Source organism: Pseudomonas sp. GW821-FHT02A11 (assembly GCF_059421985.1).
This window is the reverse complement of sequence record NZ_JBWKWB010000002.1, coordinates 422,483-444,909: the sequence shown is the minus strand read 5'-3', so window position 1 is coordinate 444,909 and position 22,427 is coordinate 422,483. Positions and strand designations below refer to the sequence as shown.

Genomic DNA, 22,427 nt, shown 5'->3' with positions numbered 1-22,427 from the left:
CGAGAAAAAAATAATGATCAAGAATCATCGTAAATGGCTGTGGCTGGTCTCTGTAGCAAGCGTGATGGCGGTATTGAACGGATGTGCCCGCGACCCTGAAAAACATACGGTTTCGGAATTGGCGGTCAGTGGCACCAAAAGCATGTTGCGCACCGATGGCGACATGCAAAAAGTGCTGAACAAGTACGCCAGTTTTGATGCCAAGGCGGTAGAGAAAACAACCCCCGCTGAAGCGCGAACGCAACCCACTATGGCCGACGCTGTGAAAGGTGTTCTGGCTGATCAGAAACGCGATAGTTCGCCAGAAACACTGGTGCCTGGTGTGACGACCAAGGACATCACTGTTCCGGGCGCTGCCGGTGCGATGCCCGCCACCGTCTATACGCCGGCTGGTACTGGTCCCTTCCCGGTGGTGCTGTATTTCCACGGCGGCGGCTGGGTGTTTGCTGACCGTAAGGTCTATGACGCGGGTGCTCGAGGACTGGCCAAGCAAGCGAGCGCGGTGGTGGTGTCCGTGGATTATCGCCTTGCGCCGGAAAACAAATTCCCTGCAGCGCACGATGACGCGCTCGCCGCCTACCGTTGGCTCACCACCCACGCCACCTCAGTGAACGGAGATCCACAGCGCCTGGCACTCGCGGGTGAAAGTGCTGGCGGCAATCTCGCGATTGCAACTGCTGTCGCAGCACACAAGGCAGGGCTGACGGCACCCAGGCACGTGCTGGCGGTTTATCCGGTCGCACAATCTGCCACCGACACCGAATCCTACTTGAAATATGCCGACGCGCTGCCGCTCAACCGTCCTATGATGCTGTGGTTTATCTCCCACGTGACCACCAGCGCGGCCGATGCGAAAGATCCTCGAATTGATCTGGTACATGCAGATCTGCAGGGTTTGCCTCCCGTCACCATCATCAATGCTGAAATCGATCCGTTACGCGACGATGGCGCCCAGCTTGAACAGGCGCTGAAAAGTGCCGGAGTGAGTGTCGAGCGTCGATTGTATCCTGGGGTAACCCACGAGTTTTTTGGCACAGCGGCTGTCGTTCAGAAAGCTCAGGATGCTCAGGAGTATGCGGGGGGCAGGCTCAAGGCTTCGGTTGGAGCGCGATGAGCGCAATTGCACGCTAGAAGGATTCGATCCATAGCTCTGTGGGCAGCACTGTATGCGGCACTGCATGCAGTGCATGACCCACTACCAGAGATTCAGGCTTATCAGTTCAGCGCCTGAAACGCGCGGCAGGGTGATTCAGGATCACCTGCGCCGTCCCCCATTTTGTTATCCACGTAATCCGAAAAAATGCACGACTATGCAAAGCACTCCGAGCAGCACCCAGAGCGTGCTGAAGATCCACGGTGACCTCATCGAAAACTTCAGTGAGGTACGGTACCCCTTTTCCGATGACTCGCGTTTGGCGAACAACGGGGAGTTGTCATAGGCATTGCCCATTTCAGGCTCACTCTGTAACAGGTTGTGCTGTTTGAAATGCCAGTGATCGATGATCTCGTAAGCGCTTTTCATTCCAGGCCAGGCGTGCAGGGACGTCACAAGCCCTAATAGGCAAAAAAGCATCGGAACCACCAGAGTGAAGCTTTTCCCCCAATCAGGATTGTTGTTGGCCATCGTCATGACGTAGGCGATGATCAAGAACGACTGGGCGCCCAGATAGGCGTCCGTGCGATTTGACAGGATCCGCGTTTCATACTCGATTTCCCGGCGATAGAAATCGAGACGATCCTTGGGGGAGCCGAACCACTGCTCAGTGTTCACTTGCTCCGTAAGAGCCGCAGCTTTGTTGGTGATGATCCTTTCTTGGCTCGTCATGTGTTCCATGAGGAAAAATCCAGTAAACAGGTAGGTATCGCCTGAACGCTCGACGGATATCGCTCGCCTGGTTTCATACCCGTGGTGGGGGCAATCCCATGGCGACGTCCTTGGGTTGTTAGCCGTAGAGAAGGATTGCCCGCTATGGTTCCGTGCTTCAGGCCAAGCAGACGTTGCTGAGAACCAGTGTCAAAAACAAGGCTGTGATCGAAAGCAGTGTTCGCTGCCGATGCGCTCGAACCTGCGCGGCACCGTAGATCGGTAGAAAACTCGATGAACTTTTTTGGGAAAATCGACTTCCGTATTGGCAGAGGCGCAAACGCGCATCATCGATTTTCGACTCGCAGGTATCAGTCATGCCACGTGGAAGCGAAAAGCGGAAACGCGATACCCCCGTCGTTTCCGGTGTATTGATAGCAATCGCCGGATTGATACTGTTCGCAGGTGGCGTTTGGTTGGTAGCGCTTGGTGGCTCAATTTATTATCTGTTAGCAGGCACTGGATTGATGCTGGCAGGGGCAGGGCTGGTGAAGGGTAAAACCTGGTCGTTATGGGTTTACGCAGTCACCTGGCTCGGCACTGTTTTTTGGGCCTTTTGGGAGAGCGGTTTAGATGTCTGGGCGCTTGAGCCGAGGCTGCTGGTTCCGACGATGCTAGGCCTTTATTTGCTGCTCCCCCGCATACGTCGTCGTTTATACCCGCGCAGCCATGTTTCATCCGCCGGCAATTTGATCATTCCTCTGATCGCAGCGGCGCTCGTAGCTCTCCTTTTCTTCGCTCATCCCTACCCGCAAAACCAAGCACAAGCCCATTTAGATGAGTCGTCGTTCCCGCGCGATGATGCTGCCGGAACCGACTGGCGTTACTACGGTCGCACACCGCGCGGTGAGCGTTGGTCTGCGCTTACGCAAATTAACGGGAAAAACGTGGATAAGCTTCAGCCCGCGTGGGAGTTCAGAACCGGGGACTTGGCACGCAAGGGCGAAAATGAAAATGGATACGAATTCAATTTCGAGGTTACCCCTATCAAGGTCGGTGACACTCTTTATATCTGTACACCCCATAGTCAGGTCATAGCGCTGGATGCGGTAACCGGCGCCGAACGCTGGCGGTTTGATCCCAAGCCTGAAACGGGCAACAACGCCTATCTTGCGTGTCGCGGTGTGGCGTATTACCAGGCACCCGCCGGCACCGAATGCCCACAGCGGATCATATCTCCCGTTGCGGATGCGCGACTGGTTGCACTGGACGCAACCACAGGCAAGCCATGTACGAGCTTTGGTGATCAGGGCTTTGTGTCGTTGAGACAACATTTGGGCAATGTGCAGAAGGGATTCCATTTCGTCACGTCACCGCCCTTGGTCGTTGGCAATCGGCTTATCCTTGGAGGCTGGATATACGACGGTCAGAAGACCAATGAACCTTCTGGTGCTGTGCGTGCATTTGATCCGATCACCGGCCAGATCGCATGGGCTTGGGACGTTGGTCGTCCCGGCGAAGTCGTCAGTAATCCTGCGCCGGATGAGAATTTCACTCCCGGCACACCTAACGCTTGGGGGGTGTACACCGCCGATGTCGAACGCGGTTTGGTATACCTGCCGACGGGCAACGCCGTTCCAGATTATTACGGCGCCAGACGTCGTCCATTCGATGAAAAATATTCCAGCTCCGTCGTCGCGCTGGACATTGAAACCGGCGCACCGCGATGGTCATTTCAAACCCTGCACCACGACCTTTGGGATATGGATGTGCCCATCGGCCCGACCCTCGTGGATCTGCAAGATACCAACGGCAAGGATGTTCCGGCGCTAGTGCAAACCACCAAGCGCGGTGAGCTGTTTCTTCTCAATCGCGAGACAGGTCAGCCTGTCGCTCAAGTGGCAGAGAAACCCGCGCCTCAAGGCGGTTTGCCTGGCGAGCCAATGTCGCCGACGCAGCCCTATTCGGTAGGTATGCCTTCCTTTGCACCAAATCAGATTATGGAAAAAGACGCATGGGGAGTAACGCCGATCGATCAGATGCTATGCCGAATAGAATTCTTGAGTCTGGATTATAAAGGCGCATTTACACCTTTCTCTCTAGACAAAAAGACGCTTGTTTACCCTGCGTTCGACGGTGTCATCGACTGGCATGGAGCATCGGTCGACCCCGAGCGCAAGAGACTCTATGCCAACTTAAGTTATATACCTTTTGTTGCTCAGACTCTGAAGAGAGCCGAGGCAGAAAGCACAGGCCTTGTTGAACCGTGGGATGGAAAGGGACAGCCCCCCAGGCCGAAGAAATTCGCCATCAATCCTCAGTACGGAACGCCATATGTTGTCAAGGTCGACCCGTGGTTGGGGATCTTGGGCGCCCCCTGTAAAGCACCGCCGTGGGGACAACTTGCAGCAGTTGACCTGCGCACCCGAACAATTGTGTGGAAATACGATGTAGGTACAACTCGGGATATGGGGCCACTGGGCTTGCACGCGAACCTGCCTTTCCCCACCGGTATATTCAATATCGGCGGCAATCTGACTACTCGCTCGGGCCTGATATTCATGGGAGCGACGGCAGACGACTACCTACGCGCGTACGACGCCCAGAATGGTGAAGAGCTTTGGAAGGTGCGGCTGCCAGCGGGAGGGCAGGCCACGCCAATGACCTACATGGGTAGGGATGGCAGGCAATACGTTGTAATTGCTGCAGGTGGTCATGGTGGTTTGCAGACTCGCTCTGGTGATTACCTCGAAGCGTTTGCTTTGCCGAAACAGGTGACCCATGAGTAAAAATATCAGCGCTGCGGATCTTGGCATTCATCTGGATAAGCGCTTGGCCGACTTCGACGGCATCGGCCGCAAAACCGTCGAGATTTTCATGCGCGATGCGCGGGGTGTGATTTTGTGAGCAGTACGTCGGTTTATATAGGGTGCGCTGGTTGGAATATCGGACGCGAATACGGGTCCGAGTTCGCAGGAGAAGGTACGCACTTGGAGAGATACGCTGAGAAATTCAACGCCGTTGAGATCAACAGCTCGTTCTACCGTGCACATCGTCCGGCTACCTACAAAAAGTGGGCTGCCTCGGTGGGCGGCAACTTTCGTTTTTCTGTAAAAACACCTAAGTCAATCACCCATGAAAACCGGCTACAAGACTGTGGCATGTTGCTCGACACCTTCCTCTCGGAGTGCTGTGCGTTGGGGGATCACCTCGGCTGCCTGCTGGTTCAGTTGCCACCCTCACTGGCGTTTGATCCGCGTATTGCAAGCCGGTTCTTTGAAGACCTCAGGGCTCGGTATCCAGGTCATGTGGTGATAGAGCCGCGACATGAGTCTTGGGTCAGCGCCCAAGCGTTGTTCGTCGAGCACCGCATCGCTCAGGCAGCGGTAGACCCGAGACGTCTCAGCAACGATGCTCTGCCAAGCGGTTGGCAGGGGTTCCGTTACTGGCGTCTTCATGGTTCGCCGACGATCTATCACAGCGAATATGAAGAAAGCTGGCTTCGTGACAGGGCGCTGGAGATGCAGCCATTTGAAAACGATGCTCTACCGACCTGGTGTATTTTCGATAACACCGCGCGTGGCGCTGCGATTGGTAATGCGTTAACTCTGCGAAAGTTATTGGGCCCATGGGCAGCCTGATTCGTTGGAACGCAGCTTGAATGCAGGCGGTGTCGACTCAAACCGTCTAGTCAAGCAGGCTAAGCGCGCCTCGCCTGCGGCACTCAAGCCGACGATTTGTCGACTTGAGGGAGCACTCCATTCAATGCCTCAGTCATCAGGTTTGAGTTGACGTTGATCCAGCCTGCCTCCTCGAATGACCTACCCAAGTGGAGGCGCTACAAGAGCTGTGGCTTAACCGACCATTGCGCTGGTCAGAAAGACGGTTTTGACGGCCAACGGACCAGAGGGTTACCAGAGCAATTATTTCTTCTCATCTGTCTGCTGCATCTGCAACGAAGGCTTGGATTGATCCTTGGCCTTGTCCTGGTTGTGATCATTGTCAAAGCAACCGTGCAGTGTCAGAACGCAACATATACCTAGCAAGCGGATGATTCTGTTCATCGCAATCTCCTTGAGCCCATTCATCAAATGTTGTTTAACCGAGCTGTATCTGGGTCGCAACACGCCAGGCATACCGATGGCCAATTGTGCGGATAATTCCCGAGATCTGCTGAAAGGTCGATGTGCGCACCGCTTTCGGTAGTTGTGCATCGACATTGTCTGGTCGCTTAAAACCCGGCATCACATCCTTCGAGCAGCAGGAGTTCTATTCACGCCATGCTGATATCCACTAGCGATGAATGGGCGAAATTTTAGATCGCCGGTCAGCAGCTTCAATCCGACCAGCCAGGAAGCTGACACTATCGCTACCATGGCCGGCCATTGAAACATCCATGTCTTTGCAAACCCCAACAGGGTCAGTAAGCGAGGAGGGGCCGGACGCTCATGTGCCTTACTGAGTCATAGGTGTACCTAGTCACTGGAAACGTCAGCCTTTCGTCTTGGTAGGGTCCGCGGCTCTTGGGTAAGTGCGCTCTTCCTGGATCGTCCCGTCCTCGTTATGAATTTTCAGCGAGGCCGTCTTGCCCTCAAGGAACTCGCTGGCGAGCGAGGTGATCTCGGCCTTGGTCGCGGCGCTTTTCGATGCGCGCTCAGCACCTTGCTTCGTAAGTGCCCAGCCCTCGACCGTTTTGGTGATGTGGTAATTATCCATCGTGGTTCTCCTCTTGTGATCCTGCTATTTGATGCCAACTCGTCGCCGCATGACGGCAGTGATGGTTTGGCGGGTATTCGGAAGATCCGCCCATGGATCGCTATCAAGCTGTCCCAGGCGTTCATGAATGTTTTGGATATTCCAGACATTGGCCCCTTTGATCTCAAGCAGTTCCTCGCGAAAGATCGGCACGGAAACCGGCAGCCCCTCGCGTGTGCGAACAGAGTAAGCGCTGATCGTCGTGGCGCCTAGGCCATTACGCAGGTAATCAATAAAGATGCGTCCCACCCGGTTTTTGGGGCCAGAGACGGCAGAAAAGCGATCCGGCAGTAGCTTGGCAATATGTTTGACGATGGCATGGCTAAAGCCCTTTACAGCCTCCCAATCGGCCTTGGGCGTCAGAGGAACGACCAGGTGAATGCCTTTCCCACCGCTGGTCTTGAGGAATGTTTTGAGCCCCAGTTCATCGAGTACGGCCAAGGTCAATTGCGTGGCTTGCACCATGCTTTTCCAAGGCAGCGCGGGATCCGGGTCCAGGTCGAGAACGAAGCGGTCGGGTCGCTCCAGATCTTTCGAAACGGCATTCAAGGTGTGCAGCTCCATTGCACTCATCTGCACGGCCCCGATGAGCGCTTCGGGATTGTTGATCAGCATCACCGGATGGCCGGTGTACTCCTTGCCCATCGTCTCGATGCCTGGGATTGCCAGCCGGTCGGCATTTTTCTGGAAGAACAGCTCACCGGTGATGCCCTCCGGTGCCCGGACCAGCGCGACAGGGCGTTGCGCCAACTGCGGCAACAGCCAATCGCACACGCTGATGTAGTAGTCCGCCAGATCGCGCTTGGTCGATCCACTGATGGGGTCGATGACGCGCTCGGGGTGAGTCAAACGGATCTTTCCAGAGGTCGTTGAAGCTGCCGATTCTGATTGTTCGGCTCTGGTAGCCTTGGTGGTTTTGCCTCGTCTAGCTTCGGACGCGGCGGACGTCTCGACCTCCGACGGCGGAGCAGGGCGCTCTTCAGTGATCGATATGGCCGGCTTGTCCGTGCGCAGGCCATGAAACACCGCGTGTCTGACTGAGCCATCCTTGGTGATTTCTGCAAACGCGACCTCGGCCAGCAATTGAGGCTTGAGCCAGTGCACGCCCTTGGCTTCGAAGCCGGTAGGGGGATTGACCACGCTCGCGTTGTTCACTTTCAGAGGGAGCAGTTGCTGGAAGATGGTGTTCAGCGTCGCTTGGTTGAAGCCTGTTCCGACTTTGCCTGAAAAACGCAGCTCGCCGCTGTCGGCATCGTGAAGCCCAAGCAGCAGAGCACCGAATTTGCTCCGTGCGCCCTTCGGCTCGGTGTAGCCGACCACCACGAATTCCTGCCGGCGCTTGCATTTCAGTTTGATCCAGTCATCGCTGCGTCGTGATACATAAGGGCTGCCCATGCGCTTGCCGATCAGACCTTCCATTTTCATCTGGCATGCACTGTTCAGCAGGGCATCGGGCGCTTCACCAAAGTCTTCGGAAAACCTGAGTATTTCATCCTCGCTGGCCTCCAGCACTTTGGCCAGGGCGGCACGTCTTTGCTCGACAGGTACCTCGCGCAGATCCATGCCGTTGAGGTAGGGCATGTCGAACAGGTAATAGACGATATTGCCGCTGCGCTCGGATTCGAACGCGTTCTGCAGCGCCTGGAAATCAGGGACGCCATCCTCGTTGGCCACCACCATTTCGCCATCCAGCCAGGCAGAGGCCAACCCCAGGCTCGCGATAGCTTGTGCCTGACGCGCAAGTTTATGCGTCCAGTCATGGCCGTTGCGCGTGAACAATTGCACCTTCCCGTTATCCACCCGGGCCAAGACACGATAGCCGTCGAACTTGATCTCGTAGCGCCAATCGCCCTCGGGTGCTGACTCGACCAATGTGGCCAGCTCCGGTTTGATACTGTCAGGAAGGTCTGCAGGCTGAGCGCCTTTAAGCGTCACCTTTGCAGGTTTCTTTTTTGCTGCAGGCACGTTCTCGACCGGCTTGGGCGCCGCAGCCTTGCCGCCGCGCTGCTTTGGCACGAGTGTACGCTCGCTCAGCACGCTGTCGGGCTGATCCTTGATGACGTCATATTCAGATTCCGGCTTTGCGAACTCATCCTGATGTTTGATCAGAAACCACTGCTCTTGCTTGCCAGGGATATGGGTCTTCACCAGATTCCACACGCCACCGAGCTTCTCGCCCAAGAGTTCGAATTTGAGTCGGCCCTTGGCATACGCCTCGGCAGGATCCGACAGCGGCTTCCAGATCCCCCGGTCCCAGACGATAACATCGCCGGCACCATAGTGGCCCTCGGGGATGTTGCCCTCGAACGTCGCGTAATCGATGGGGTGATCTTCTACATGCACGGCCAGGCGTTTGGCTTTGGGGTCGAGGGAAGGGCCTTTGGGTACCGCCCAACTCTTCAGCGTGCCATCGAGCTCCAACCGAAAATCATAATGAAGACGGGTCGCGTCGTGCTTCTGAATGCAGAACTGCAGCGCCTGATCGGAGCTCTTTTTCGCTGAGCTGCGTTTGTGGTCGCCACCGCCCGAAGGCTCGGATGTCGCATTGAAGTCACGTTTGCGGTTGTACTCTTCAAGGCTCGGATGGGCTTCGTTGTGAGCTGGCGGCGAGGCAGCGGATTGGCTTTTTTTCCGGGTTTTCTTTTCCGGCTTGTTTTGAGCATTTCCGATACGAATCCAGGTTGGGGCGTGATCGCTCGCGTGCTCTTCGCCGCGCACCCAAGCGTCGACACCCGCATCCAGCAGACGAGGCGCTAATACAGGGTTCAGCAGGAGGTGGTCGATGCGAAGGCCAGAGTTTTTCTGCCAGTGCTGACGAAAATAATCCCAGAAAGTGTAGACGCGCTCGTCCGGATACAGATGCCTTACCGAGTCGATCCAGCCTTGAGCCAACAGCCGGCGGTAGCATTCGCGACTTTCGGGCTGTAGCAGGGCGTCCTTTAGCCAGGAGCGCGGGTTGTAGATGTCTTCGTCAGTCGGCACCACGTTGAAATCCCCGGCGAGCACGACGGGATGTTCACTGGCCTGCAATGATTTCGCGTGTTCGATCAGGTGTTCGAACCAACGTAGCTTGTAGTCGAATTTCGGACCGGGTTGAGGGTTGCCGTTGGGCAGGTAAAGGCAACCTACAATCACGCCATGCGCCGCTGCCTCGATGTACCGCGCCTGGGTATCGGCTTCCTCGCCGGGCAAGCCCTTGTGGATCAGCAGCGGCTCGGAATCCCGCGCCAGGACGGCGACGCCGTTCCAGGAGGTCTGACCGAGGTGCAGCGATCCATAGCCTGCGGCCTCCAGTTCTCGTGCCGGAAACGCCTTATCCGGTGCCTTGAGTTCCTGCAGGCAGACGATGTCAGGCTGCTCGCGCTCAAGCCATCGCAGCAGATTGGGCAGGCGCGCGCCAATGCCGTTGACGTTGAACGTGGCGATCTTCAGGTTTTCCACTTCGCGTACCTTCAAGCAGTCCGAGCCTACTCATCTGAGGGTTTACAGAGAGGGGAGTTCGCGATTTATCACTGGGAGAATGACCGTTCGAGAACCTCATCGAACGACGGCTCAGGCATTGATCCGAAAACGTTGAGTCACGACATATTGATTCATTGGAAACGCCAACAGATGCCAGAGCAGATGTAGAACGGTCAGGTCACGCTGCTGGCCCTGCCTCCATCATTTCAAGTGGAGAGGAGCTTGCGAGCGCATAGGCATGCGGAGCGATCAGCTCCGTTCGACGCAGTGCCCGCGCCTGGCCGCCAAGCTGTCCACTACCTATCCATATGGCCTGACCGAGCCGCAGCCGCCGAAAAAAATCGCAGGTTGAGCGGCGATACATTCAATGAGCTGTTTGCTGAAGGCTGCTGGATTTGGTTTCACCGCGTGCGCCGGTCACGCGCACCAGTAACTGGCCGACATTGATAGAAAAAACGCTCGAGTAGCCGCCCGGGCTGCGCATCGACAGGCTGGCTACTCGCGCTAGTGGGCGGTCATGGTCCAATCGCAAGGCGACCGCCTGCTCATTGCATCGACCGGCTGTACAGTGGTGGCCCATGGCAGCTTTTTGCATCCGCCTCCGCCAGTGAGGATAGCGAGCTGCGCTTTGAGCCCGAAGGTATACGGGTCAACGGGCGATGGCGTTTCAGCTCGGGCATCGAGAATGCCAGCTGGTTGATGCTTAATGCGCCTTGCCCCTCCCACCCGCAAGCCGCACTCCAGCGCACAGCTATACAGCGCCGAACTCTTATATGAGTCCCTAATTACGCGACTGCATGAGGCAGGAGTACGCGACCAGGCTTTGGATACTCAGCAATTACTGCTACTCAAGCGCGACAGGGCATCAGATTCTGTTATTCATCGTGCCACTGGTCGTATTCCAGGCCACAAAAAGCGCGTCTTGGGCGGGGCTCGCATTTTTCGTCGAATCGCTGCCGCGGTTCCTTGCTTTCCCGTTTTGCGGCGCGCTGTGTGACAAGTTCTCGCCTGTCAGGATTTTGCATGTCAGTCAGATCTGCCGGGCATTCATCTGCGTGCTGGCGATAGCACTCTACGGCATCTTTGGTGGTATCGGCTGGGTCATTGCACTCTCGGCGCTGTGCGGCGTGTTGACCACGCAAGGCATCATGGCTCGCGAGGTGCTGATGCCGCATATTTTCCACCACTATACCTACACCAAAACGTTGTCCTACTCGCAGATCGCGGATCAGACCGGGCTGGTGCTGGGGCCTTTGCTCGCAGCACTGATGTTGGAGGTCTGGGCTTGGCACTGGGTGGTGCTGTGGACCGCCGGATTGTTTCTGTTGGCAGACCTGAGCATGCTGGTCTGGCAACGTTTCAGCCGAATCACGCTGACGACGTTCGAGCAGCATCAGGACATCTGGCTGCAGCCCTTGAAGATCGCATTCGGTCATATCCGCAATCTGGGCGAGCTGAAAAAAATCATCACGCTAGCAGTAGGTGTCAACTTTATCGTCGGCGTCACGCTGGCGACCTCGGCCGCCATGGTCATAGGTCACTACAGTGCTGCAAAGGACAGCTACGCAGCGCTGCAGGCGGCGGGCGCCGTTACGACGATCGTGATCCTGTTTGCGCTCGCTCGGATCGCGCTGCCATTGCGGATTCTCGGAGGTCTCGGATATTCGATGATCGCAATCGGCGCGTTTATCACCGCACTGAGCCCCAGCCTGCTTGGCTATATTACGGGTTTCCTTCTAATCGTCGGTTTCGACAAAATGTTCAACGTCTACATCCGCACTATTCGGCAGCGGGTGATACCTCCCCAGGATTTCGGAAAGACAGTAGGCGTGATCACTCTGCTGAATAACATGTCTCAGCCGCTAGCAGGCTTATTGGTAGCGGTGTTGGCGGCTCCAATGGGCACGCAATACGTAATTCTTATTCTGGCGGTGTTAAGTGTCGTGCTTGGCGGCTTTGCCAAGTTTTGTTTTACCCAAAGGCGCAGTCTTGCAACGCTATCGAGTCTCGAAGTGGAACAAGGGGTAGGGGACTAAGACAAGCGCTACTGACCTCGTCTGGTTGGGTTGGTCTCATTTGGAACGGACGGATAGGCAGCTTAAATTTGTCACATCTGTTCCAGTGATGCCGCATCTGTGAAGAATCCTGTGATATCACTTCAAAACGAGCGCTTGAACTGCTCGTGGTTTAGCACGCTCTGTGTTGTGGCCTCGTAATGCTGGCGCAGCAGGTCACAGGCCAACTCGACATTCTTCGCCAGCACCGCGTCCAGCAACTGCTTGTGCTCATGGGGCACATCGCGTTTGGCGCTGTCGGCGTAGTGCATGGACAGCAGGCGATAGCGTGCGGTTTGGTCGCGCAGCATGCCGGAAAAACGCAACAGCCATGGCGAATCGCACGCCGAGATCAGCGCACTGTGAAAGGCTTCGTGGGCGGCCTCCCATTCGGGCTTGAGCAGTCGCTCCGGGCCTTCGATGACGGGCAGGCGGTCCAGGCGATGGTGCGCGGCAAGCACGCGGCTTTCCCATTCCACGTCACCCAGGCGAATCGACTCGGCCAGGGCCTGGGTTTCGATCAGCAGGCGGGTGTTGGTGATATCGCAAATCTCGTCGGCGGAAATCTTCCCGACCCGAAACCCTTTGCGATCAGCCAGCGAAACGAAACCGGTGGCTGCCAGACGTGACAGCGCTTCTCGCAGGGGGATGACGCCGGCGTCGTAGGAATCGGCGAGCTCCTTGAGACCCAGCTTGGCGCCGGGCAGCAATTTGCCATTGATGATGTCCTCGCGTACGCGCATTTCAAGCTGAGAGGCCATGGTGCGTTTTTCGGCGACGTCAAATTCGGGCATCCACGCTTCGGGTTGGCTCACAGTGTTCACAATCCAGTTTCATTGAGACGAGCAGGCACCATACGCCAAATTAGAAAAAACGAAAATAATATATCGTTTATCGATTGTATATTTTCTGCATTTGCGTTTAGGCTGCCCGCGAGCTGTCCTGGACAGACAAAGCTCACTGCCGACACCGGTTGCCTTTCCCACGATAAGGGCCGCCGGTTGTCGGCTTTTTTGTGCCTGAAATCTGCAACTCCTCGCAAACCCCTGTGAATGCAGCCTGTTAAACGGCTCTGCGCGTCCGGTTATACAAAATCAAAAATAATATATTATTTTGTTGACGGTATATTTTCTGAGGCTTACCTTTCGCCTATCGAGCCATCCCAAGCCCCGGCAGCTCGTACTCACAACAAGAGGTTTTTTCCATGCGTTACGTGAATTTCATGCACAAAGGCCAGGCCACTCTGGGTGTTCGCACTGCCGAAGGCGTCCGGATTCTGGGCAGTGAATCCCTGGAGTCGCTGCTCAAGCGCGGTGTCGACCTGGCCACCTACGGCGAAACGGCCCAAGGCCCCGTTGTGCAAATCGGCGAGCAGGACTACCTGCCGCTGATGCAGGAACCGGGCAAGATCGTCTGCGTCGGCCTGAACTACGCCGACCACACCAAGGAATCGCCTTACGCTCAGCCGGACTACCCGACTCTGTTCCCGCGCTTCAACTCCAGCCTGACCGCGCACAACAAGCCGCTGGTACGCCCACGTGTGTCGGACACCCTCGATTACGAAGGCGAGATGGCGGTGATCCTGAAAAGCGGGGGCCGTCATATCGCCAAGGAAGACGCGCTCAAGCACGTCGCCGGTTACGCGTTGTTCAACGAAGGGTCGGTGCGCGAGTATCAGTTCAAGTCGCCGCAATGGACCGTGGGCAAGAACTTCGATGACACCGGCGCCTTCGGCCCGGATCTGGTCACGGCCGACGAGTTGCCTGCCGGTGGCAAGGGCCTGCTGCTGGAAACCCGCGTCAACGGCAAAGTGGTGCAGTCGGCCAATACCGACGACATGCTGTTCGACGTCGCCACAGTGATTTCCACCCTGAGTGAAGCGGTGACCCTGAGCGCAGGAGACGTGATCGTCAGCGGCACGCCTGCCGGTGTCGGCTTTGGCATGAATCCGAAGGTGTACCTGAAGGCTGGCGATGTCGTGGAGATTTCCATCGAAGGCATCGGCAAGCTGGTCAACCCGGTGATCGACGAAGTCTGATTGCCGCCGCCGTTTGAACCAGACTCCATCGACGGGTCTGGTATCTAAAACAATAAAGGAGGCAGTGATGAGCTCCGATGTAAGTGGTGTCCATTCCATCGATCACTACGCGCTGACTGTGCCGTCGCTGGCACAGGCCCGGCATTTTTTCGAGCACTTCGGCCTGGATGTGCGCGAAACCGACGATCAGCTCGACCTGCATGCTGCCGACGGCCTGCGCTGGGCGAAGATTCTGCCTGGCGAGGGCAAATCCCTGGCGTACCTGAGTTTCAATTGCTTTGAGCACGACCTTGCGCGCCTGCGTCAACAGGTGGAGGCATGCGGCGGGCGTTTCGAGGACGGCGATGGTCAGGGCTTCTGGTTTCGCGACCCTCACGGCAATTTGCTGCAGATCAAGGCCGGCAGCAAAACCATGCCCGATCACAAGGCCGAGGTGACCCGCGCCAGCGTGACCGGCGAGATGGGCGGCGAGCAGATCCGCGGCGTCGGCACCCGTGATCAGGTCCCGCGCATCACCCCCTCGCGCTTGTCCCACGTGCTGCTGTTCAGCCCAGATGTCACTGCGTCGATCGCATTCTATGAGCAGGCGCTGGGCTTGCGGCTGTCCGACAAATCCCAGGACATCATCGCCTTCATGCATGCGCCCCACGGCTGCGATCATCATCTGGTGGCCTTTGTTAAAAGCTCGGCCAAGGGCTGGCACCACGCGGCCTGGGAAGTGGCGAATATCGATCAGGTCGGGGCCGGTGCCTTCCAGATGGCCGCTGCCGGGTACAAGGACGGCTGGGGTACAGGGCGTCACAGCCTGGGCTCCAACTACTTTCACTACGTGCGCGACCCCTGGGGATCGTTCTGCGAGTACTCCGCCGAGATGGATTACATCAACGAGGGCGTAAGCTGGCCCAGCGGTGATTTCCAGCCGGAGAACTCGCTGTACCTGTGGGGCCCCGACGTGCCCGAGTACTTCATTCTCAATACCGAAGCCGAGGCCGCGCTGCTCGTCGAGTAGCCCTTCAAGCCCTTTTTTACCCTTCATGAGGCGCGCTCGCGCGCTCAAGGGGAGCGGCTGGCCCGGTGTTTTCAAAAACAAGACTTCTGGACATCGATCATGAGCACGACAACAACCTTTGATGTGGCGATCGTCGGCTACGGCCCCGTGGGGCAGACCCTGGCCATATTGCTGGGAAAAATGGGCTACAGCGTCGCAGTGTATGACCGCTGGCAGTCGTTGTATCCGCTGCCCCGGGCGGTGTTTCACGACCACGAGATCCGCCGCGTCTTCACCATGATGGGGCTTGGCCCGGCCCTTGAGCACATCTCCCAGCCTTCGGCTTGCTACCAGTGGTTCAACGCCGACTGGAAGGTGCTGGTGGAAATCGACTGGTCAGCCGAATCGATCAGCGACGGCCCCTTTGGTTACCTGTTCAACCAGCCTGCGCTGGAGGCCTTGCTCGATTCCCAGGCCAAGGCCATTCCGTCGGTAGAAGTGCATCAGGGCTGGGAGGCCATCGGCCTTGAGCAGAAGCCCGGAGGCTGCAAGCTGACGATGCGCCGCGCTGTGCGTTCGGGGGCTGCCGACACCTCAATGGGCGAAGAAACCCGCGAGGTGCGTGCGCGTTACGTGATTGGTGCCGATGGCGCCAACAGCTTCGTGCGCCGCGACCTGGGTATCGCCTGGCATGACCTGGGCTTTGAAGAAGACTGGCTGGTGGTTGATCTGCAACCCAATCCTGGCGTCGAACTGGATGTTCCGGACATCGGCCAGTGGTGCAACCCGGCGCGGCCAACCACCATGGTGCCGGGCGGCCCTGGCTATCGCCGCTGGGAGTTCATGCGCCTGCCTCACGAGAGCCTCGAAGACCTGCAAAACACCGACAAGGTCTGGGAATTGCTGTCGCCGTGGGTCACCCCCGAGACCGCGACGCTGGTGCGTCACGCGGTGTACCAGTTCCGCTCTCGCATCGCCGAGAACTGGCGCAGCGGCCGGGTGTTGCTGGCAGGGGATGCCGCGCACCTGATGCCGCCGTTCATGGGGCAGGGCATGTGCTCGGGCATTCGCGATGCCTGGAACCTGTCGTGGCGCCTGGACCTGATCCTCAAGGGCGTCTGCGACGACAGCCTGCTGGACAGCTACACGCCAGAGCGCAAGCCGCAGATTCGCGCAGTGATCGACGCGTCGGTGGCCATGGGCAAGGTGGTTTGCGTGTCCGATCTGCAACAGGCGGCTGAGCGCGACGCGGCGTTTCTCAACGGCGATGTGCCGCCGTTGCCACCGTTCCCCGGATTGCAGGACGGTCTGGTGCATAAGGATCAGCAGGGCAACCCCGTGGGCGTGGCGGGCACGTTGGGCGTGCACGGCAGCCTGCAGCACGAGGGCCTCACCGCGCGCTACGACGACCTGTTCGGGCGTGGTTTCCACCTGCTGGCGATTGGTGACGAAGACCCGCTGCAGCACATCGACGCGCAGCAACGCGCAGGGCTTGAGCAAATTGGCCTGCGGGTGATTCGCCTGAGCCAGAGCGCGAGCCCGCAGGCCGGCGTCTACCATGACGTTTCGGGCAAGTATCACCGCTTCATGCAAGAGGCAGGGCTCACCGCGTTGGTCGTGCGCCCGGATTTCTACCTGTTTGGTGGCGTCGGCGAGATCAACCGACTGCCAGCGTTGCTCGACGAACTGCTGGCGCAACTGCGTCCGCACACGGCCGGCCGGTCCAACGGAGGCACGCTCATGGCCGCCGTCAGCTGACCCTGTAACCCGCCCCGGCATGGAGCTGTCGGGGCGTTGCTTGCTCATCCTTCTGATAACAAAAACAAGAGTCAGACAATGCACAACATCAAGGTAAAAGCACTTGGTGCGGTTTTGGCCGCCTTCGCAACGGTCAATGCACACGCTCAAGACACACCCGAACCCGGAGAGGGGTCGTTGTTTCGCGCGCTGTTCGGCCCCAGTCTGGAACGCGACTACGGGATTACCGTGTCAGGTCTGCTGGATCTGGCGTACGTGCGCAACAACCGCTCCACCCATGACGAGCGCGAGGACGGCCAAAGCAACCTGCCGCTCACCGGCATGTCCGACGAAGGCGCAGAATTCGGCGGTTTTCACATCTTCATCGACAAGCCGCTGAAGTCGACCATGGTGCCGCGGATCACCCCGACCCCTGGTCCCACGCCTGAGCAAGCCTCATTCGGCTTTACCTTCGAGAGCAACTACGGGCGCAATGCCCAGTACGCGCGCACCTATGGCTGGGACATGCACTGGAACGTCAACCAGCCCGGCGACAACGACACCGACAAGGCCGGTCGCGACAAACAGAAGTTCCTCGCCATTCCCAATATCGCAGGCTTGGCCTATCTGCCCGTCGGCACCGGGCTGAACGTCATGGCCGGTGTGTTCGGCCCTGCAATCGGCTACGAAATCCCGCCAAACATTCGTGCCTCGCGCAACGCCTTTGCCAGCAAGACTTACGCGTTCGTCACCGAGCCTGGCACCGTGGCCGGGGTCATGCTGGGCAGCCGGGTGATGAATAACGAGCACGGTTTGCTGGGTGTAGAACTTGGGGTGGTGCAGGGCTGGGACAATATCCGGGACAACAACAGTGGCAAGTCGGCCATCGGTGCGCTGCGCTGGCGCTCGCCGGACATGCAGACCTGGCTCGACTACGAGTTCATCGCCGGCAACGAGCAGAACGACCATCTGGACGATGTGCAGGCGCCCATCTCGCGGCTGATCTCGCAGGACAACCAGTTCAAGCAGCAGCACTCGATCAACGGCTGGCATCAGTTCGACGAGCACTGGTCGATGGGCGCTGAAGTGGTATACGGCCGACAGGACGGCGATGGCAAGGCCAGTACCGTCGACATCGTCACTGGTCCCCGCTTCGACGGCGCGCACTGGTGGGGTGCCAACGCGGTGGTCACCTATCAATACCGGCCGGACCTGGCGTTCTCGGTGCGGGGCGAGCATTTCAGCGACCCGGATGGCTTCATCTTGTTCCCGACCACCACTGCGCGGGGCGACTTCAATGCACTCACGGCGGGGCTGCGCTATGACGTCACGCGCAATGTCTCGCTGCGCCCGGAAATCCGTTACGACTGGTTCGACGGTCGCGACAGCCAGCGGCCGTTCGGCAATGGTCGCGACCAGACGCAACTGACCGGCATGGTCGAAGCGCTGATCTACTTCTGATCTCGCGTAACCCCTGAATCGCTGCACACACCGCGCCCCGAACCCTGGGTGCTGACTCAACACGTCTGTCTGCTGGAGCTTTGCCATGAATCACAATGACAAGAAATGGGATGCTCGTTACGAATGGAAGGCCGTGGCGATGCTTGCTATCGGCTTCGGGCTGGTAGGGCTGGACCGCTTCATCATCCTGCCACTGTTCCCGGTCATGATGCCGGACCTGGGACTGGACTATCAGGACCTGGGCAATATCTCGGCCGTGCTGGCGATTGCCTGGGGGATTTCCTCGATCTTCATGGGGCGTTTGTCCGACCGCATCGGTAGACGCCGGGTGCTGATCCCGGCGGTGCTGCTGTTTTCGTTGCTGGCGGGTGTGTCTGGACTGGCTGGCGGCGTGGGCATGCTGTTGTTGATTCGCGCGGTGATGGGCGTCAGTGAAGGGGCGTTCACGCCCACCGCGATTGCCGCCACCGCCGAAGCCTCGCATCCGGGGCGGGTCGGCATGAACATTGGCATCCAGCAGGCGTTCTTCCCGATCCTGGGGCTGGGTGTCGCGCCGATCATCGCCACGCAATTGCTGCTGGTTCTGCCGTCGTGGCGCTGGGTGTTTCTGATCGTGTCGCTGCCGGGCTTCGTGCTGGCCTGGTTTCTCTATCGTCACCTCAAAGAAACCCGCGCGCCGCACCGCGTCGAGTCAGCCGACAAAGCCTCGGGCAACTGGCTGGCGGCGCTGCGTTATCGCAATGTGCCGCTGAATATCATCGGCATGTTCTGCATGCTGACCAGCCTGTTCGTGGTCAGCGTGATGATGCCCAACTACCTGACCGACTATCTGAAACTGTCGGTGCAACAGATGGGCTTCGTGATGTCTGCCATTGGTCTGGGCGGGTTTCTCGGGCAGCTGATTATGCCCGCGTTGTCTGATCGCATCGGCCGCAAGACGGTGGTCATCATCTCGTTCCTGGCCACCGGCGTGTCGCTGTGGCTGATGATTCACACGGGGGCCGAGCCCGTGAAGCTGTTCGTGCTGCTGTTTCTGACGACGTTCTTCAACTTCAGCATGATCTGCATGACGGTCGGGCCGCTGACCAGTGAATCGGTTCCAGCAGCGCTGACCTCGACGGCGACAGGCCTGGTGGTCGGTATCGGCGAGATCTTCGGCGGCGGTGTCGCACCTGCCATTGCCGGTTTCATCGCCCAGCACCACGGCATCGAGAACACCCTATACTTGGCGTTGAGTGGCGTGGCGCTGGGCCTGGTGGTGGCGCTGGCACTCAAGGAAACCGTGTCAGGTCGTCAGCGCGTCGTGCTCGAAGAAGCTTGAAATCAGCCGCTCGACGGTCTGCGGAATCTGCGCCAGGTCGACTTCGGCCTGGTTCAGCAGCCATTCATAGACTGTTCCGGTGAGCAGGGTTTTGACCGCTGAGGCCGCCGCCGGAATATTGCGATGGGGGCTGCCGTCCGGTTGGCGGTAGCGGGCGCTCAGGGCGGCGATCAGGCAGCGTTTGATGCGGTCGAGAATGGTCGTCAGGCGGCTGTAGACCTGATGGTTGGCGGTCACCAGTTCCGTGCGATGCAGCATGATCAGGGTGGCCCGATGCTGGCGCGGGTCATTGACGGTCTCTTGCAGCGCATGGCCGATCAACTCACCCAGCTTCCGGGGCGAGAGAGTGTGCTGCAACGCGGCGAATTGGCCGGGCAGGCGATCCCACGACAACTGCGCCCTGTGCAGCACGGCTTCGAGCAGTTGGTCCTTGTCGCGAAAGTGCCAGTAGATCGCGCCTCGGGTCATGCCGGCGCGCTCGGCAATCTGCTGAAACGATGTGGTGGCATAGCCCTGTTCACTGAATAACTGTTCGGCGGCGTCCAGCAACAAGGCGTGGGTCTTGTCCGTTTCTTCACGAGTTTTTCTGGCCATGGCCGGTTCTCCGTCGTGCTGTTTCCAGGCGTGAATCAATGACTGCCCGCAAGCTTGAGGATGGCCGCCTTGCAGTCTTCCAGCGCCTGCCTGAACTCGGACGAGCGCGTCTGGAACCGTGACGTCGGCGCCACCACCGCTACTGCATGCGGCCCCATGAACGTCGGTATCAGGATCGCGCAGGCGCTGATGCCCACGGTGTGCTCCTGATGATCGATGGCAAAGCCGCTGGCGCGAATCTGTTGCAGTTCCGGCAGCAGCGATTCGATGTCGTGGGTCGATTCGGTCAGCGGGTCCAGCCTGTCGCCCAGCCATTCACGCACCTGGGCGTCGCTCAGGGTAGAGAGCAGCGCCTTGCCATCCGCCGTGGCGTACATCGGCAGTGAATGCCCCATCGGAAACACCACACGCAGTTCGCGCTCGGCGATCACCCGGTCGATGACGATGTTCTGTTTGCCGCTGATGCACGACAGCGTGACGCTCTCCTGCAGCTGCTCGCACAGCGCTTCCAGGGATTTGCGCGCGATGGAAATGATGTCGGTGTGGGTCTGGTGAATCAGCTGAGCCAGCGCCGGGCCTAGGCGAAACCCATTGCCGGGGCGCAGGGCCTCGACCAGTTGCTCGGTTTCCAGCGCCGCGACGATGCGCTGCACGGTGGAGCGGGCCAGGCCCACCTCTTGGGCGATAGCGGCCAGGCTCAAGCCTTGCGGATGGCTGCCCAGCGCGCGCATCACGGCGCTGGCGCGGGCGATCACCTGAATGCCGCCTGAGCGCGCGTCTTCGTTGTCGTTGTCTTTCGGATTACTCATTGCCTTCCTCGATTGGGCTGTCCGCGTGCGCTCGCGCTGCGTGATCTGGACTAAACGCGGAGTTTACAGACTCCACGAATCAATCAGCCATCAACTCGGTTGCGTCATTCGCGATAACCGCATTATGATACATCGCATCGCATTGTGGTTATTTAATCTTTTCCATTCCAGTTCGCCGCTGCATTAGCGTCAGCCCATGGCGACCGGATGGCTGTGTTTCAAAGGAGCCTCAAATGAAAATCAAACCTTCCCGGCGTGCCTGCCGGGTGCTGCCGATGGCGGTGCTGTTATTGGCCGGCTGCAAGGAGCCTGCGCAGGTCGCTGCCCCCAAGACGCCTGAGGTGGGCGTCGTCACCCTCAAGGCGCAAAACGTGTTGCTGAGCAGCGATCTGCCAGGACGCACCTCGGCGTTCCGCGTGGCCGAAGTGCGCCCGCAGGTCAGCGGTATCATTCACAAGCGCCTGTTCAACGAAGGCGCGGTGGTGAAGAAGGGCCAGCAGCTGTATCAGATTGACCCGTCCAGCTATCAGGCGGCGTACGACAAGGCCAAGGCCAACCTGGACACCACGCGTAACCTGGCCGAGCGCTACAAGCGACTGGTGGAAAGCCGCGCGATCAGCCGTCAGCAGTTCGATGACGCCGACGCCAACTTCCGCCAGGCCAGGGCCGATCTGAAAATGGCCCAGATCAACCTCGAATACACCAAAGTACTGGCCCCCATCGACGGCCGTATCAGCCGTTCGAGCGTCACCGAAGGCGCGCTGGTGAGCACCAATCAGACCGATGCGCTGGCCTCGATCAATCAACTGGACCCGATCTACGTCGACGTCACCCAGGCCTCCACCGACCTGCTGCGGCTGCGCCGCGAAGTGGCGTCCGGGCAGCTGAGCATGGCCGGGCCCGACCAAGTGAACGTGCAACTGACCCTTGAAGACGGCACAGCCTATACGCAACCGGGCACGCTGAAATTCACCGAAGTGACCGTCGATCCGGGCACCGGTGCGGTGACCCTGCGTGCCGCGTTCGCCAACCCTGAAAACATCCTGCTGCCGGGCATGTTCGTCCACGCAAAATTGGCCGAAGGCGTACGCGAGCAGGCGATTCTGGTGCCGCAACAGGGCGTGACCCGTGACCTCAAGGGCCAGGCCACCGCGTTTGTAGTCGGTGCCGGTAACAAGGTCGAGCTGCGCGAGATCAAGGTCATGCGCAGCATCGGTAATCAGTGGCTGGTGGAGTCGGGCCTTGCGGCGGGCGATCAGGTCATCACCGAAGGGGTGCAACGGGTCAAGCCGGGCACTGAGGTGCTGGCAGTGGCGGCGCGCAATGTCGCACCCGTTCCGGCGATGGCCAGCGCCACGCCTTGAAGGTCACGCGCTTTTCGCAATGACGCTGCGGCGTTCCACG

General features: G+C 58.7%; 19 protein-coding genes. 11 read left to right on the top strand and 8 right to left on the bottom strand.

Going from position 1 to position 22,427, the window contains the following annotated elements:
- The first annotated feature begins 13 nt into the window (after positions 1 to 13).
- Complete coding sequence (locus AC07V9_RS04405; protein WP_495014474.1) at positions 14 to 1,114, top strand: alpha/beta hydrolase; 1,101 nt, start codon at positions 14 to 16, stop codon at positions 1,112 to 1,114.
- Between the two features lie 165 nt (positions 1,115 to 1,279).
- On the opposite strand, the gene AC07V9_RS04400 is transcribed toward AC07V9_RS04405, so the two are convergent.
- On the bottom strand, positions 1,280 to 1,834 hold the full coding sequence (locus tag AC07V9_RS04400; RefSeq protein ID WP_495014473.1) for a hypothetical protein: 555 nt from the start codon (positions 1,832 to 1,834) through the stop codon (positions 1,280 to 1,282).
- A gap of 347 nt (positions 1,835 to 2,181) precedes the next feature.
- Between AC07V9_RS04400 and AC07V9_RS04395 the strand changes: the two genes are divergently transcribed.
- From AC07V9_RS04395 to AC07V9_RS04385, 3 genes are read left to right on the top strand one after another with little or no spacing between them, the layout of a single operon-like run.
- Positions 2,182 to 4,593, top strand: a complete 2,412-nt coding sequence (locus AC07V9_RS04395; protein ID WP_495014472.1) for a membrane-bound PQQ-dependent dehydrogenase, glucose/quinate/shikimate family — start codon at positions 2,182 to 2,184, stop codon at positions 4,591 to 4,593.
- Complete coding sequence (locus AC07V9_RS04390; RefSeq protein ID WP_495014471.1) at positions 4,586 to 4,711, top strand: hypothetical protein; 126 nt, start codon at positions 4,586 to 4,588, stop codon at positions 4,709 to 4,711. The genes AC07V9_RS04395 and AC07V9_RS04390 overlap by 8 nt, the downstream gene beginning before the upstream one ends.
- Positions 4,708 to 5,445, top strand: coding sequence for a DUF72 domain-containing protein (locus AC07V9_RS04385; RefSeq protein ID WP_495014470.1), 738 nt, complete (start codon positions 4,708 to 4,710; stop codon positions 5,443 to 5,445). Before AC07V9_RS04390 ends, AC07V9_RS04385 begins: the two co-directional genes overlap by 4 nt.
- A gap of 282 nt (positions 5,446 to 5,727) precedes the next feature.
- Here AC07V9_RS04385 and AC07V9_RS04380 read toward each other — a convergent pair whose 3' ends face one another.
- From AC07V9_RS04380 to AC07V9_RS04365, 4 genes are all read right to left on the bottom strand, one after another.
- Positions 5,728 to 5,868 (bottom strand): hypothetical protein, encoded by a 141-nt coding sequence (locus tag AC07V9_RS04380; protein WP_495014469.1) that lies wholly within the window; start codon positions 5,866 to 5,868, stop codon positions 5,728 to 5,730.
- Between the two features lie 427 nt (positions 5,869 to 6,295).
- Positions 6,296 to 6,520, bottom strand: a complete 225-nt coding sequence (locus AC07V9_RS04375) for a DUF2188 domain-containing protein (protein ID WP_495014468.1) — start codon at positions 6,518 to 6,520, stop codon at positions 6,296 to 6,298.
- Between the two features lie 24 nt (positions 6,521 to 6,544).
- The gene (gene ligD / locus AC07V9_RS04370; RefSeq protein WP_495014467.1) at positions 6,545 to 10,000 is read right to left on the bottom strand and encodes a DNA ligase D; all 3,456 of its coding nucleotides are present in this window, start codon (positions 9,998 to 10,000) and stop codon (positions 6,545 to 6,547) included.
- A 385-nt stretch (positions 10,001 to 10,385) separates the two neighbouring features.
- Complete coding sequence (locus AC07V9_RS04365; RefSeq protein WP_495014466.1) at positions 10,386 to 10,616, bottom strand: hypothetical protein; 231 nt, start codon at positions 10,614 to 10,616, stop codon at positions 10,386 to 10,388.
- A gap of 202 nt (positions 10,617 to 10,818) precedes the next feature.
- Here AC07V9_RS04365 and AC07V9_RS04360 point away from each other — a divergent pair, with 202 nt between their 5' ends.
- Positions 10,819 to 12,057: an MFS transporter gene (locus tag AC07V9_RS04360; protein WP_495014465.1), complete on the top strand. Its 1,239-nt coding sequence runs from the start codon at positions 10,819 to 10,821 to the stop codon at positions 12,055 to 12,057.
- 122 nt (positions 12,058 to 12,179) lie between these two features.
- Here the strand turns inward: AC07V9_RS04360 and AC07V9_RS04355 are convergent, their stop codons facing one another.
- A complete protein-coding gene (locus tag AC07V9_RS04355; RefSeq protein WP_495014464.1) occupies positions 12,180 to 12,890 on the bottom strand; it encodes a GntR family transcriptional regulator in 711 nt (236 codons plus the stop codon).
- 389 nt (positions 12,891 to 13,279) lie between these two features.
- Between AC07V9_RS04355 and AC07V9_RS04350 the strand changes: the two genes are divergently transcribed.
- From AC07V9_RS04350 to AC07V9_RS04330, 5 genes are all read left to right on the top strand, one after another.
- Entirely contained in the window at positions 13,280 to 14,113 is an 834-nt protein-coding gene (locus AC07V9_RS04350; RefSeq protein ID WP_495014463.1) for a fumarylacetoacetate hydrolase family protein, read from the top strand.
- A 67-nt stretch (positions 14,114 to 14,180) separates the two neighbouring features.
- Entirely contained in the window at positions 14,181 to 15,122 is a 942-nt protein-coding gene (locus AC07V9_RS04345) for a VOC family protein (protein ID WP_495014462.1), read from the top strand.
- A gap of 99 nt (positions 15,123 to 15,221) precedes the next feature.
- Positions 15,222 to 16,859, top strand: a complete 1,638-nt coding sequence (gene mhpA / locus AC07V9_RS04340) for a bifunctional 3-(3-hydroxy-phenyl)propionate/3-hydroxycinnamic acid hydroxylase MhpA (RefSeq protein ID WP_495014461.1) — start codon at positions 15,222 to 15,224, stop codon at positions 16,857 to 16,859.
- Between the two features lie 78 nt (positions 16,860 to 16,937).
- Entirely contained in the window at positions 16,938 to 18,299 is a 1,362-nt protein-coding gene (locus AC07V9_RS04335; RefSeq protein WP_495014460.1) for an outer membrane beta-barrel protein, read from the top strand.
- A gap of 85 nt (positions 18,300 to 18,384) precedes the next feature.
- A complete protein-coding gene (locus AC07V9_RS04330) occupies positions 18,385 to 19,620 on the top strand; it encodes an MFS transporter (protein WP_495014459.1) in 1,236 nt (411 codons plus the stop codon).
- Here AC07V9_RS04330 and AC07V9_RS04325 read toward each other — a convergent pair.
- Positions 19,585 to 20,214 (bottom strand): TetR family transcriptional regulator, encoded by a 630-nt coding sequence (locus AC07V9_RS04325; protein ID WP_495014458.1) that lies wholly within the window; start codon positions 20,212 to 20,214, stop codon positions 19,585 to 19,587. The genes AC07V9_RS04330 and AC07V9_RS04325 overlap by 36 nt on opposite strands.
- 35 nt (positions 20,215 to 20,249) lie before the next feature.
- Positions 20,250 to 21,023 carry an IclR family transcriptional regulator gene (locus AC07V9_RS04320; protein WP_495014457.1) on the bottom strand — a complete coding sequence of 258 codons (774 nt, stop codon included), beginning with the start codon at positions 21,021 to 21,023 and terminating at the stop codon, positions 20,250 to 20,252.
- 233 nt (positions 21,024 to 21,256) lie between these two features.
- Between AC07V9_RS04320 and AC07V9_RS04315 the strand changes: the two genes are divergently transcribed.
- Complete coding sequence (locus tag AC07V9_RS04315; RefSeq protein ID WP_495014456.1) at positions 21,257 to 22,387, top strand: efflux RND transporter periplasmic adaptor subunit; 1,131 nt, start codon at positions 21,257 to 21,259, stop codon at positions 22,385 to 22,387.
- The last annotated feature ends 40 nt before the right edge of the window (positions 22,388 to 22,427 follow it).